Here is a 14,261-nt window from a genome sequence, read left to right on the forward strand (position 1 = left end):
CAGGGTGACGGCGTCGGCGCACCGGGCAGCATAGGGGGCTGCCCGGCGTGTACGACCCCAGATGGGGAGTCGACAGATGGGTGACACTGCGCCGACGCCGATGCTCGACATCGGCCCGCGGATCGGCTGTGACGTAGTGAACGTCGTGGATGTCACTCGAAGTATTGAACTCTTCGGGCGGAGGTATCTCGATCGGACCTTCACCCCGCACGAATTGCAGACGTGCGCCGGGCCGGCGCGGGATCAACGATTGGCTGCACGTTTCGCCGCCAAAGAGGCTGTGGTGAAGGTAGTGCGGCCTGGTGACGTTCCCGTTCCGTGGAGTTCCATCGAAATCACTCGGGCCGAGTGGGGTGGCTGTGGGGTGACACTGTCCGGTAATGCCGCGGAACTCGCGCGGGCCCAGGATCTGCACGATTTTCAAGTATCTATCTCGCACGAAGCGGACGTGGCCATCGCAATGGTGATCGCAACACGCTCGGGCGCTCGCATCGAAAAGAAGGACGACATCGCTGATGATTGATCAGGCAATTCGGAAAGTGCTCGTCGAGCACGGTCGGCTGGCAGTCGACGTGAGCACGATCGACGGAGAGGCCGATCTTTACGAGTTGGGTTTGACGTCGCACGCGAGCGTGAATGTCATGTTGGCGCTGGAGGATTCGTTCGACATCGAGTTCCCTGACGAGTTGTTGCGGAAGAGTACTTTCGCAAGCGTCAAGGCGATCGAGGGTGCGTTGACGGAGTTGGGTGCTGCATGAACGCTCCGCAATCGCAGTGCTCCACCGGAACGGCCCTCGAGCGGGCCGCACGGTTGGCCGACGAAGTTGCAGCGGTGTGGGCCGACGAAGTCGATGCAGAAGCAAGGTTTCCGCGTGAAGCTGTCGACGCCATGCGAAGCGAACGGCTGCTGTCCGTAGCTGTGCCGAGGGAACTAGGCGGCGAAGGGCTCTCGCTGCAGGAAGTGTCGCAGATCGCCCGTGTGATCGGAACACGCTGTGCAGCAAGCGGAATGATTTTCGCGATGCATCAGACGCAGATATACTCGTTGGTCAAGCACGGCAACACCGAAGCACTACGCGAGTTTGTCGAAGAAACGGTCGACAAGCAATTGCTGTTGGCATCGGCAACCACTGAGCTGGGAATCGGTGGTGACGTCAGCCGGAGTTACTGCGCGGTGGAAGACTTGGGCGGTCACCTGCTGTTGATCAAGAACGCGCCTGTCATTTCGTACGGTGAACACTCCGACGCGATAGTCGTGACGGCTCGGCGAACACCGGAGAGTCAGCCGAACGATCAGGTTCTCGTGGTGTGTCGTACCCCAGACCTGACGCTCGAACGCACCACCGAGTGGAACACGCTGGGGCTGAGGGGAACTTGCAGTCTCGGTTACATCCTTCGGGCCACCTCGACGCCGGAGATGGTCGCCGACGTACCGTATTCCGATATCTCCACCCACACGATGCTTCCGGTCTCGCACGTCGTCTGGAGTTCGGTGTGGTTGGGAATTGCCGACGCTGCAGTCGAGAAGGCGCGCAAGTACGTGCGTGCCGCCGCCCGCAAGCAGCCCGGGGTCACTTCCCCCGGAGCGCTGCGGCTCGCCGAAGTTGCCGCTTCGGCACAACAATTCGCCGATCTCGTCGGCGCCTCTGCACGCAGGTACGACCGCGCAGTCCACGCGGAGGAAGGCGTTGCCGATTTCGAGGCGACGGGAGCGGTGGGATTTTCGCTCGCAATGAACAACCTGAAAGTCACAGCGTCGACAGCGGTGGTGGAAATCGTGGGGCAGACAATGTTGATCTGTGGAATCTCGGGATATCGCGAGGACACCGAATTCTCGCTCGGTCGGCACCTTCGTGACGCGCACGGCGCAGCGGTGATGGTGAACAACGATCGAATCATGGCAGGTTCAGCGCACATGGCTATCGGATACCGGGGAACGCTATGACGAACGAGACTGTGACGACCGAGACTGTGACAGGCGAGACCGATCTGGATCGGGCCCGGGCTGCATTTCAACGTGAACTGCTCGTCGAAGGACTTCTCGTCGAGACGGAGGTGCCGGGACTCTACGGGCGTTCCGGAGTGTTCGAGGACATCGTCGACGGTATCGACCGAGTGGTGATTGCAGCGGGGCCAGGCGACGCCGCGACTCGGCTGCGGTTCCCGCCGGTGTTCCCGCGGAGCAGTTTCGAGCGCACCGACTACATCGCTTCGTTTCCCAACCTCACCGGCGCCATCAACACCTTCGCCGGTTCCAATCGCGATCACGCGCGACTGCTGGCCGATCGCGCCGACGGACAATCGTGGGACCGCCACCTCGAGCCGACCGAGACCATGCTCGTGTCCGCAGCGTGCCATCCTGCCTATGCGCGGTACACCGGAGTTCTGCCCGAAGGCGGCGTGCTGCTGGACATCTACGGTTTTTGCTTCCGGCACGAACCGGCCATCGATCCGGCTCGCATGCAAGCGTTTCGGATGCACGAGTTCGTGACGATCGGTGACGCCGCGGCAGCGCGAGCGCATCGCGAGCACTGGATCGAGCGGGGGCTCGAGGTGCTCGGCCGGCTCGAACTCGACGCTACCCCGGTGATCGCCAATGATCCTTTCTTCGGGCGCGCCGGAAAGATGCTTGCAGCCAACCAGCGTGAAGAGAATCTCAAGACGGAACTGACAGTTCGGCTCTACGGAGATCTCGACGAGGGCACGGCGATCGTGTCCTCGAACAAACATCTCGACCATTTCGGTGTCAACTTCGACATCCGAACGGCGGAGGGGGAGGTGGCACACAGCTCGTGCGTCGGCTTCGGGATGGAGCGAATCGCGTTGTCCTTGTTGCGGACTCATGGTCTTGACGTGGCTGCATGGCCAACCTCCGTTCGTGAACGAATGGGCATCTGATGTCACGGCTCATCGACATTTCACCTGATCGCTACCGGCCCCATTCGTTGCACCAGGACGACCGCGTGTGGGCGCAGACCAACTGCTACACGGATCTGTGGATCGAAGTGTTGCATTCGCTGGGGTTGGACCCCGTCCCGGCATTGGCATGTGCCTTCTCATCGCGGTTCGACGGGACTCAGTGGACGTTCCTCAAGCTCAAGGCCGAGGACATCTACGCGCTGTACGGAATCGAAGTCGCCGAGATGAACGTCTGGCGGGCACCGCTGATCCATGTCGAGGACAACCTCGCGGTTGGGATGCTGTCGACGGTTGAAGTGGACGGATACTGGCTTCCCGACACTCTTGGAACGAGCTATCACGAGGGGCACACCAAGACCACGATCGTGCCCAATCGGATCGATCGCGTTGCCGGCGAGCTCGAGTACTTTCACAACAGCGGGTACTACTTGCTGCGAGGCGACGATTTCTCCGGCGTCTTCGATCTCGATCGTTCCTCACTTCCTTCGTTCGTGCCCTATGTCGAACAGATCAGGTTGAATCCGGTTCACGCGACCAACGCCGGAAACATCGCCGAAGTGGCTCGGCGGAATGTAGCGGTTCGAGCGGTGGGTAATCCCGTGCGAGAGCTGGGACGCAAGGTGATCGAAGACCTCGAATGGGTGCAGGGGGCGGGTATGGATGCCTTTCACCTCTGGTCCTTCGGGCTACTTCGTCAGTGCGGGGCCAGCGCGGAGCTGGCTGCCGACGCCAGCGAGTTCTTGGACACTGCAGGTTTCTCCGGGACAGGCGAAGCTGCGCCAGATTTCCGCAAAGTGGCATCCGGTGCCAAGAGCGTGCAGTTTCAGATGGCGCGTGCCTCCAGGGGTCGCGCGGTGGACCCGCGTGAGCAACTCGACGAGATGGCCGTGTCGTGGAAGAGGGCGATGGAAATCGTTGCCGACACAGTCGGCGTCGACTCGCATCGACACCTGAGGTTGGTCTGACAGTGCCTCGTTCGTCAGCAGACCTGCTGGCCGGCGCGATATGGCGATGCGCTGCAACCGAACCCGGATCCATATCTGACCCGGATGCCCTCGAAGCCGTGACCGAGTGGGTCGCAGCGTCCGTGCCTGGAACAGTCGTCGGTGCGTTACGTGCGGAGCAGACGGACGCCGGACGCACGAAGTCCGTTTCGTCGTCGTCTGTTTCAGAATCATCCGTTTCATCGTCGGACTGGTGGTTCGTGACTACCGTGGCCACGACTGGTGAGGGGTCGTGGCTGCTCCAGTTCGACGGTATGACGGCGTTTGCGGATGTCTGGATCGGCGGTGTCCGTGTCGCGTCCACTGAATCCATGTTCGCACCTGGGGAAGTGAGCATTCCGGCCGGAGTCGGCGCTGGTAAACGTGTCCAGGTGGCTGTTCATTTTCATTCTCTCTCCGCGATTTTGAGATCGAGGCGTCCTCGAGGACGTTGGCGATCGTCGATGGTCCGTGAACAGGGTCTTCGGTGGATACGAACCACGATGCTCGGTATGGCTCCCGTGTTCAGTGGTGTACCGGTACCGGTGGGTCCGTGGCGGGGTATCCGCTTGTTGGACAAGGGGATTGCCGCCTTAGTCTCTGCTGTCAAGCATGCGAGTGTTGACGGCACAACCGGTCGTGTTGCCGTCAGTGCTCGGCTCACCGGATTGCCGGCCTCGCTGGAGTACGTGACCGTGCGCGTCGGCGATCACTCGCGGCAATTGGCTGTATCCGCCGGACCGGATGGATTTCTCGAGGTGTCCGGCGTCGTCGAAGTGCCGGACGCGCAGTTGTGGTGGCCGCACACTCATGGCACCCCGCGCACTTATCGGGTGACGATGGAAGCGGTCGGAGTCTCCGAGCATCTCGGTTCAGTTGGCTTCCGGACGGTGGAGTTCGACAGATCCGATGGTGGATTCCGTTTGTATGTCAACGGCATCCGGGTGTACTGCCGTGGTTCGGTGTGGGTGCCGACCGACCCGATCTCGCTTCAAGGCGACGCCGGCACCACTCGCGTCTTGGAACGCCTGGCAGAGGCCGGCCTGAACATGATTCGAATCCCGGGGACGATGGTCTACGAGAGCGACCACTTCTGGGAGGAATGCGCGCGACTGGGCATTCTCGTGTGGCAGGACATGATGTTGGCGACGCTCGATCCGCCCGACACCGACGAATTCTTCGAACTCGTTGCCTCCGAGGTCACCGAGTTCTTGCACAGAGTGCGCGGAAATCCCGCTTTGGCAGTCTTCTGCGGCGGCAGCGAGACCGAACAGCAGCCGACCATGCTGGGCTTGGTCGATCAACACATCCCGCTCATTCATTCGAGACTGCCGGAGTTGATCTCGACGGTGGCACCCGAACTCGAGTACGTGACTTCGTCCCCCTCGGCGCCTCGCGGGGGCGAGCAATTGGCAACGCATGTCGGAAGCGGGGTCGCTCACTACTTCGGGGTGGGTGCCTATCGTCGTCCACTGGCCGACGTGCTCAGCGCGCGAGTACGTTTTGCGACCGAATCATTGGCATTTTCGATTCCACCGTCGAATGCGGTGATCGAGAACGAATTCGGTTCACTCGCCGTCGCGGGGCACCACCCGGCATGGAAAGCCGCGGTGCCTCGGGACAACGGATCGTCGTGGGATTTCGAGGATGTTCGGGACCACTACGTCCACGCGCTTTTCGGCGAAGACGCTCGTGAAGTCCGGTGGTCCGACCCGGAACGCTATCTCGACCTGGGGCGAGCAGCTGTATGTGAGGCGTTCGCATCGACGCTCGGATACTGGCGTCGCCCGGACTCTCGGTGCGACGGCGCCTTGACACTCGCACTGCGAGACCTGGAGCCCGGACCGGGATGGGGGGTCCTCGATTGGAGCGGCAGCCCCAAAGCTCCGTGGTTCGTGCTCCGTAGGAGCGCCAAACCGATTGCGCTCCTCGTCACGGACGACGGTATGGACGGATTGAGGCTCGACGCGATCAACGAGACCGCCGAACCTGTCGTCGGCGAGATCAGGTTTCGAGCGCACAGTCGGTCAGGTGTCGTCCCGGTCGACGTCGCGCTACCGGTCAAGGTGGAAGCGCATTCAAGTCTGACCTGGTCCGTGGACAGCCTTGTCGGCCGTTTCACCGACCTCACTCACGTCTTTCGGTTCGGGGCGCGGACATACGACGCCGTCACCGTCACACTCGAAGACGAAGACGGCGAGATGGTGGACGAAGTGGTCCACCTCCTGGGGGGTCCGGCGCGGCCTCGCGAGCGATCGGTCGGACTTGTTGCCACAGCGCGCAACGTCGGTGACTCGGAGTGGGTAGTCGACGTCTCGACGGATGCTTCAGCCCAATACGTTGCCCTCGAACTGCAGTGCTTCGAGCCCGAAGACTCCTGGTTCCACCTCGCGCCGAACGGTCGCAGGACTGTACGCCTACGGAGAACCGGTCAGGCGACGAAAGTGATCGGTCGCGTTCGGGCGCTCAACTCGCACGTGAGTGTGGCCGTGGCGCCGCCGATCACTCCGGTCACACAATCCTCGCCGTCCAAGCGGACGTCGAAGAAGACGAGTGCTACGGGAAACTGAACGGATCGGACTGCGCTGCGAGATCGCACACCGATAGAATCGAACCGGCGCACAACTCTGCCTCGGTGGGGATATTGCGCTCGGGCTGTGCGTCCGCAACCCGTCATCACTGTTCAGGAGCGCGTTCGTTGACTTCCTTGTCCTCTGCCCAGACTGCGCTCGCTGGACTCGCCGAGGTCGCCCTCGCAGATGCCGCGTTCACTCCGGTGATCGAATCCATCGGATCGGCCGCCTTGGACATCGTGGCTCCGAAGCCGGCTCGACCGTTCATCGCCGCTGCACTCGCCGCTCGCACGCCGGTGCTGCTGGTGACAGCCACCGGTCGTGAAGCCGACGATCTGACTTCGGAACTCACCGAGATGCTCGGTGGAGGAGTGGCGCAGTTTCCGTCGTGGGAAACATTGCCGCACGAGCGACTGTCGCCGAGCGCGGATACCGTTGGGCGACGGGTGGAGGTACTGCGCAGACTCGCCAGACCAGACGACGCCTCGTACGGATCGCCACTTCGGGTGATCGTCACCACGGTGCGCTCTCTCGTTCAGCCGATGGCGCCAGGCCTGGGCGAGATAGAACCGATCACGTTGCGCGTCGGCACCGAGATCGATTTCGATTCCGTTCTGGTTCGTCTGGTGGAGATGGCGTACAGCCGCGTCGACATGGTGGGAAAGCGTGGTGAGTTCGCGGTCCGTGGTGGCATTCTCGACCTGTTCTCGCCGACGGCGGATCATCCGGTCCGTATCGAATTCTGGGGTGACGAGGTATCGGAGCTTCGCTACTTCTCAGTTGCCGATCAGCGTTCGCTAGCGGACGTCGACGTCGATTCCGTGATCGCGCCGCCGTGTCGTGAACTGATTCTGACAGCTGATGTTCGTGATCGAGCTACCGCACTCGCTGCTGAGAACCAGGCTGACGCGTCGTTGGTCGAGATGCTGGACAAGATCTCGGCAGGTATCCCCGTCGAGGGGATGGAAGCTCTGCTCCCGGTTCTCAAACCCGGTGAACTGCAACTACTTTCCGATGTACTTCCCGAAGGGGCGCACATTCTTCTGTGTGATCCGGAAAAGGTGCGCACCCGCGCCACCGACCTGGTGCGCACCGGCCAGGAATTCTTGGAAGCATCGTGGACGGCGGCGTCGATCGGCGGCGCTGCACCGCTCGACACGTCGATCCTCAACGGCGGAGGAGTCGATCTCGGTGCCTCCGCGTACCGGTCGCTTCGTCATGTTCGCGAATCTGCCGAAGCTGCCGGCCGACCCTGGTGGACAGTCAGCCCGCTGGCGTCGGGAAACGGTGAAGAACTCGAACTCCCGGTGCATGCGGCACCGCAGGTGCGCGGTTCCGACGACCTGTTGGCCGAGCTGTTCGTCAGCCTTCGGGCGCACGTGAGCACGGGCGGTCGCGCGGCGATCGTGGTGGCAGGTGCCGGAACCGCAAGCCGCGTCGTGGAGCGACTCGGTGAAGCCGAAGTGCCCGCCAAGATGCTCGATGCCGGCGCTACCCCCGCCCGTGGACAGGTCGCGGTGCTCCGCGGATCACTGCATGACGGACTGGTACTCGCCGGCGACGACTCGACGCCTGGGATGGTGATCGTCACCGAGTCCGATCTGACCGGCAACCGCGTTGCTGCGGTCGGCGACGGAAAGCGCTTGCCGGCCAAGCGCCGCAATCAGGTTGATCCCCTCGCGCTGTCGGCAGGGGACATGGTCGTGCATGATCAGCACGGTATCGGCCGGTTCGTCGAAATGGTCGAACGCACCATCGGTGGGGCGCGTCGTGAATACCTGGTCATCGAATACGCGCCGAGCAAGCGCGGTCACCCGGGCGATCGTCTGTTCGTCCCGATGGAATCGCTCGATCAACTCTCCCGATACGTCGGTGGGGAGTTGCCGGCGCTGAGCAAGCTCGGTGGATCCGACTGGGCAAACACCAAGCGTAAGGCCCGCAAGGCAGTTCGTGAGATCGCGGGCGAGCTGGTTCAGCTCTACGCAGCGCGTCAGGCTGCTCCCGGGCATGCGTTCGGCCCGGACACACCGTGGCAGAAGGAACTCGAAGACGCATTCGCGTTCACCGAGACGATCGACCAGTTGACCGTTATCAGTGAGGTCAAGGCCGACATGGAGAAGCCGGTTCCGATGGACCGGGTGGTCATCGGTGACGTCGGGTACGGCAAGACGGAGATCGCCGTCCGCGCCGCGTTCAAGGCAGTGCAGGACGGCAAGCAAGTGGCGGTGCTGGTGCCGACGACTCTGCTTGCACAGCAACATCTTCAGACCTTCACCGAACGAATGGCGTCGTTCCCGGTGAAGGTGCGAGGGCTGTCCCGGTTCACCGACGCCAAGGACTCGAAGGAAATCATCGCCGGCATGGCGGAAGGTGAGATCGACATCGTCGTCGGTACTCACAGGTTGCTGCAGACCGGTATTCGCTGGAAGGACCTCGGGCTTGTGATCGTCGACGAGGAACAGCGATTCGGAGTCGAGCACAAGGAACACATCAAGGCGCTACGCACCCACGTCGACGTCCTGACGATGTCGGCTACCCCGATTCCTCGTACTCTCGAGATGAGCATGGCCGGGATCCGTGAAATGTCCACGATCCTCACACCGCCGGAAGAACGTCATCCTATCCTCACGTACGTCGGCGCGTATGCGGACAAGCAGGTTGCCGCGGCCATCCGGCGTGAACTTCTGCGCGACGGTCAGGTCTTCTACGTTCACAACCGTGTCAGCTCGATCGACAAGGCAGCCAAGAAGATCCGCGAACTCGTCCCGGAGGCTCGCGTCGTCGTCGCGCACGGTCAGATGAACGAGGACACTCTCGAAAAGACTGTGCAAGGATTCTGGGAACGCGACTTCGACGTGTTGGTCTGTACCACGATCATCGAAACCGGTCTGGACATCTCGAACGCGAACACACTGATCGTCGAACGCGCGGATTCGCTGGGCCTCTCGCAGTTGCATCAGCTTCGCGGACGCGTCGGGCGTAGTCGTGAACGTGGATACGCCTATTTCCTGTACCCGGCCGAAAAGCCTTTGACGGAAACGGCATACGACCGACTGGCAACGATTTCGCAGAATTCGGACCTCGGCGCGGGTATGGCCGTCGCGATGAAGGACCTCGAAATCCGTGGAGCCGGAAACGTTCTGGGCGCAGAGCAGTCCGGCCACGTCGCGGGGGTCGGGTTCGATCTGTACGTCAGGCTGGTCGGTGAGGCGGTCGAAGCCTTCCGGGCTGCAGCCGACGGCAAACCGATCACCATGGACGAGGGCACGAAGGAAGTCCGGATCGACCTACCGGTGGACGCACACATCCCGCCCGACTACGTCACCAGTGACAGGCTCAGGTTGGAGGGGTACCGCAAGCTCGCTGCGGCAACTGATTCCGACGGCATCGCTGCCGTAGTCGAAGAACTGGTCGATCGCTACGGCCCACTGCCCGAAGAGGTTCGACGGCTGATCTCGGTGGCCAAGCTTCGACTGCTCTGCCGCGAGTATCAACTGGAGGAAGTCGCCGTCACCGGAACTCAGCTCAAGATCTCGCCTATGTCACTGCCCGATTCCAAACAGATCAGGCTCAAGAGGATCTATCCGAGCGCGCAGTACCGGGCAACGACCGGGCTCGTGCAACTCCCGCTGCCTCGCACCGGCGGAGTCGGCTCGGATCGCCTGCGGGACGTCGAACTACTTCAATACATCGCGGACTTCGTCCTGGCGATTGACGGGCGCGCCGCCGGTGCCGTCCTGGTCGAGGCGTGAGCACACGGTGAACGAGATATCAGATGGCGACCACCAGCCGACTGTGGTCGTGCTCGACCCGTTTCGCCCCATGTCCGTTCCAATTGATGCCTTGACTGCCCTCGCCGGTCCTGTCGAGATTGCCGAAGATGTGCCATCGCAGGTTCGGGACCGATTTGCCGAGTCTGTACCCGGCGCCCGGGTATTGGTGACGACCGACCGCGAGTGTGAGGCGGCGCGCAGCAGGCTCGAGGATGGTGCACGTTTGATTGCCGCTGAACGCGTGAAGGGCGACGGACTTGTCGCAGCGAGTGCGTTGATGGACCGGATGTGGAGTTTTGGCGGCTGGGAGGTTGCTCAGACTCACGAGAGCTTGTCGAACTACCTCCTGGAAGAGACGTATGAGGTGCTCGATGCGATTCTGGCCGGCGACCGCGAGGCGCTGAACGAGGAACTCGGTGACCTTTTGTTGCAGGTGTTGTTTCATGCACGGATAGCGGAGTGCGAGCCAACTGCACCGCCAGTCGACATAGACACGATTGCCGGCGCATTGGTGGCGAAACTCTGCCACCGGAGCCCACACCTGGCCGGCGAACCGTCGGAGTCGGTCGACATTGCGGCGCAGGAGCGAGCATGGGATCAGCGAAAGGCGGAGGAGAAGTCGCGTGCCTCAGAGCTCGACGGCATTGCACAAAGCCAACCCGCAGCGATGCTGGCTGAGCAGTATGTGAAGAGGGCTGTCCGTGGAGGGTTCCCCGAGGACCTGGTACCGGTTGAGTTGCGGGACGCGGTTGCGCGGTCCCTTGACGCCGACGAGGCTCTTCGCCTCGAGGCTCAGCGCTTTGCTGAACACTTTCGTGATGCGGAGTCGATGATTCAGTCGTCGGCGAGAAATTCGGTGAATGTGCAGGGCGAGGAGCCTTCTGCTCGTTCGACCGCACGGTGGGCTGATGCTTGGCGAATTCGGCGGCTCCCGTGATTTGATTGCCGTTCTGTAGCTGAGTGGAAGGTCACCTGAGTTCGAGGCTGCGAAATAAACAAACTCAAGGTATGTTTATCTCCAGACAAGCAAACCGTGCCGCTCTACGTGCAGGGTTGGGGGTACCAACCGTTGGTTCGGTACAGGTCAAGCGAGAGGCGAGCCAGTCTTCGTCGGACGGTGGGGCGTTCGGCGGTTGGCCAACTATTTGCTTGAAGCCAAAGGTTCACCGTTTTGATATCTGGCGGGGGACGCAACCGGGGAGACAGAGGACCAATGAGCGTGGACACAACTGACCGCATCCAGATATCCGAGCAGGAGCATGCACCGGCTTCACAGCGTCCCTCTGTGACGGTGGTGGTGCCGGCGATGAATGAGGCGAAAAATCTGCCTTACGTTGCAGAGCGGATGCCTGACGGAATCGATGAGATCGTTTTCGTCGATGGCCATTCGATCGATGATTCGGTGGATGTTGCCAAGCGGTTGTGGCCGAAGGCGACGATCGTAACGCAGACGAGACGAGGGAAAGGCAACGCACTCGCATGTGGATTTCGGGCGGCAACGAGTGACATTGTCGTCATGATCGACGCTGACGGTTCGACGGACCCTGCGGAGATTCCTTTGTTCGTCGATGCGCTTGTGCAGGGGGCCGACTTTGCCAAGGGGACACGGTTTGCGCAAGGAGGGGGGAGCGATGACATCACTTTTTCTCGTAAACTTGGAAACAAAGCACTGAATGGAATCGTAAACATCAAGTTCCGTGCGTCTTTCAGCGACCTATGCTACGGCTACAACGCGTTCTGGCGTCGCCACATACCTGTCATGAACCTGCCGGAGACTGGTACCGCGGAGGCGCAATGGGGCGACGGTTTCGAGATCGAAACCTTGATCAATGTTCGGGTAGCCAATGCAGGACTGAAGATATCCGAAGTGCCGAGCTACGAGCGCGACCGTATCTATGGCGAGAGCAATCTCAACGCAGTACGTGACGGATTTCGAGTACTGCGAACCATCCGGAGTGAGCGTCGGGTTCCGCTACGGGAAGCGGCTCGCGCAAAGTAGTCGGTGACTGGCGAAGGCCCTCCCACCTGTCCGGCGGGAGGGCCTTCCTACGTTCAATCCCCGCACGAGACGATCTCGATGTGTCAACATTGTTGGATGTCGACATTTCGCCTCACCGGTTCGAATCTGCAGTGTCGCTGCGGACATGCAAATGACGCCCACCGGCACTTGCGGTCGGGGAGTGATTGTGGCTTATGTGAATGCACTCGATTTCGCCGCAGCAGTGGTCTCCTGAGCCGAATCACTCAAAGCCTCCGGCGGCACTGAGAGTAGTCGTGAACTCGGGATTCCAAACGTCGTCAAGATTGAATTCTTCATTTCCTTGTGAACCGAGGCGCGAATCCTTGGTCCGATCAACGCGTGATCACCCTGCGAAAGCTGTCGAATCTCGATGGTGCCGAACGCTTTCCGTAGGCGTTGGACTCCGCTGCGACCGCGATTCTCGTTAAACCATTCCTCGTCGGTTGGTGATACAAGCACTGTCGTTGCGACGCCTGCTTGGACCAACGGCGCGAGAAGCACCTCTGGGACCTGCACGAGACCAATCCGACCCAATGCGAGCCAGACGCGATACGGCAATCGGTCACGAAGCTTGTCCTTGAACCTGACGGCCCAGTTGTGTGCTCGAAGCGCGAAGGTTCCTCGCGAGCATTCTGCAGGCGCGAGAGACTGGCTTCGCGTGAACTCTAATTGTCGCGTAGTCCACCGAAGGGGGTTGACTAGTATTGCGCGATTTGCTCCGAGTTCTGCGGCAGCGATTGCGGCACTCCACGATCCGGAGCACAAGCCGGCAACTACCAGGTTTTCTGGGCACACGCCAGCGTTTCTGGCTGCCTCTACGCCATCAGCGCGTTGCTCGGGTGTGTAGATGGTGCTGATTTCTCGATCCTGCGCAGCGGTCGTTTCGCCGGTTGAAGTGCGGTCGAAGCGGATAGTCGTGATTCCGTAGCCTGCCAACTCTCTTGCCAACTCAACCCAAAGGCGACTGGGACCGATCCGGTGTTCGGACGCGGTGCCATATAGAACTAGAGTCGGGCCGCCGGGGATGCTCGAGGCCGGCGCTGTGCGGATAGTCAGCATACGGTTCGTGCCGGCGTAGGAGATGTATTCGGTGATCGGGATTTCGAACTGAGAGTTCAACAAGGTCGTGGAATGACGAAGATGTGCGGTGACACTTGTGCGTGGCGAGCGCGTCGAATCGCCAATCCATTGCGCCAGAGAAGACACTGTATGCCAGGGTATTTGGACCGCGAAGTCGGCTGGCTCGATGAAGGGGGCCTGGCCGTCGATGTTCATGTGGTCAGCTGACAGTGATTCTACGAGTTGTCTTACTCGTGCAGTGTCGGCGTGCTCTGGCCGCGACGCAACTAGGACCTTAATTGAAGGGTCGATGGGGAGCGCAGTGAGATTCATACCCGAAAGACGTTGTGCAGCAAGTGGGTGCACCGACATCCCGACGAGCGGGATGAGTGGATCGTCGGCATCGGGGGCCGCTGTGAGCCGATTCAATGCCTTCTGCTGCTGAACGAACGTGCGCCCACGGATGACGGGGTCCCAAAGTACCAGCGTCGTCATATCTCGTATCCTCGACGCCGCGGAAGTTGCGACCAACGCGCCTACTCGCAGCCCGACCAGTGTGATCTCGCGAACTCCGCAGGACTGGAGAAACTCAGCAGCCTCCACGACGCTCGACTCCCATATCTGGACAGCGTCTTCTCGGGTCTGTTCACCGGACGAGTCACCTGTGCCTAGATAGTCGAACCGAAGGACTAACATGCCCTGCGCGCAAAGTTTTTGAGCCAGGAGCATCAGGCCGCGATAAGAATCGACATGCTCCTTTCCGATCGGAGGGCACAGCACGACCCCTCCGCGTGCTGTGCCCCCAGCCGGAACGTGCAGTGTGCCGAACAGTGGCGAAGCCTCGTTGCCGAACCAAGTCGTGAACTTTCCGCCATCGGTGGCCACATGCGTTGAGGATGCGCTCTTGTTTATCTCGATGGTGTTCCCAGCAGTG

The 14,261-nt window shown here is 61.2% G+C and carries 9 protein-coding genes; all 9 read left to right on the plus strand.

Annotated elements, in window-relative coordinates:
• The first annotated feature begins 76 nt into the window (after positions 1-76).
• Positions 77-523 (plus strand): holo-ACP synthase, encoded by a 447-nt coding sequence (locus tag V3587_RS05575; protein ID WP_283376192.1) that lies wholly within the window; start codon positions 77-79, stop codon positions 521-523.
• Entirely contained in the window at positions 516-758 is a 243-nt protein-coding gene (locus V3587_RS05580) for an acyl carrier protein (protein WP_003946296.1), read from the plus strand. Before V3587_RS05575 ends, V3587_RS05580 begins: the two co-directional genes overlap by 8 nt.
• The gene (locus V3587_RS05585) at positions 755-1,945 is read left to right on the plus strand and encodes an acyl-CoA dehydrogenase family protein (RefSeq protein ID WP_042448906.1); all 1,191 of its coding nucleotides are present in this window, start codon (positions 755-757) and stop codon (positions 1,943-1,945) included. The genes V3587_RS05580 and V3587_RS05585 overlap by 4 nt, the downstream gene beginning before the upstream one ends.
• Complete coding sequence (locus V3587_RS05590; protein ID WP_283376193.1) at positions 1,942-2,898, plus strand: amino acid--[acyl-carrier-protein] ligase; 957 nt, start codon at positions 1,942-1,944, stop codon at positions 2,896-2,898. Before V3587_RS05585 ends, V3587_RS05590 begins: the two co-directional genes overlap by 4 nt.
• Positions 2,898-3,884: a DUF1839 family protein gene (locus tag V3587_RS05595; protein ID WP_081558197.1), complete on the plus strand. Its 987-nt coding sequence runs from the start codon at positions 2,898-2,900 to the stop codon at positions 3,882-3,884. Before V3587_RS05590 ends, V3587_RS05595 begins: the two co-directional genes overlap by 1 nt.
• Positions 3,885-3,886: 2 nt before the next feature.
• Positions 3,887-6,472 (plus strand): glycosyl hydrolase 2 galactose-binding domain-containing protein, encoded by a 2,586-nt coding sequence (locus V3587_RS05600; RefSeq protein ID WP_218747600.1) that lies wholly within the window; start codon positions 3,887-3,889, stop codon positions 6,470-6,472.
• A 128-nt stretch (positions 6,473-6,600) separates the two neighbouring features.
• Positions 6,601-10,227 carry a transcription-repair coupling factor gene (gene mfd / locus V3587_RS05605; protein ID WP_283376194.1) on the plus strand — a complete coding sequence of 1,209 codons (3,627 nt, stop codon included), beginning with the start codon at positions 6,601-6,603 and terminating at the stop codon, positions 10,225-10,227.
• 70 nt (positions 10,228-10,297) lie between these two features.
• Entirely contained in the window at positions 10,298-11,185 is an 888-nt protein-coding gene (locus tag V3587_RS05610) for a MazG family protein (protein WP_080726611.1), read from the plus strand.
• Positions 11,186-11,461: 276 nt separating this feature from the next.
• Positions 11,462-12,247, plus strand: a complete 786-nt coding sequence (locus V3587_RS05615; protein WP_003946311.1) for a glycosyltransferase family 2 protein — start codon at positions 11,462-11,464, stop codon at positions 12,245-12,247.
• Positions 12,248-14,261: the final 2,014 nt, after the last annotated feature.

This window comes from Rhodococcus sp. IEGM 1306, from assembly GCF_036541985.1.
Classification (GTDB): domain Bacteria; phylum Actinomycetota; class Actinomycetes; order Mycobacteriales; family Mycobacteriaceae; genus Rhodococcus_F; species Rhodococcus_F qingshengii.

Coding starts and splice junctions, on each gene's coding strand:
- V3587_RS05575 (WP_283376192.1), top strand. CDS start 77: ATGGGTGACACTGCGCCGACGCCGATGCTCGACATCGGCCCGCGGATC.
- V3587_RS05580 (WP_003946296.1), top strand. CDS start 516: ATGATTGATCAGGCAATTCGGAAAGTGCTCGTCGAGCACGGTCGGCTG.
- V3587_RS05585 (WP_042448906.1), top strand. CDS start 755: ATGAACGCTCCGCAATCGCAGTGCTCCACCGGAACGGCCCTCGAGCGG.
- V3587_RS05590 (WP_283376193.1), top strand. CDS start 1,942: ATGACGAACGAGACTGTGACGACCGAGACTGTGACAGGCGAGACCGAT.
- V3587_RS05595 (WP_081558197.1), top strand. CDS start 2,898: ATGTCACGGCTCATCGACATTTCACCTGATCGCTACCGGCCCCATTCG.
- V3587_RS05610 (WP_080726611.1), top strand. CDS start 10,298: ATGTCCGTTCCAATTGATGCCTTGACTGCCCTCGCCGGTCCTGTCGAG.
- V3587_RS05615 (WP_003946311.1), top strand. CDS start 11,462: ATGAGCGTGGACACAACTGACCGCATCCAGATATCCGAGCAGGAGCAT.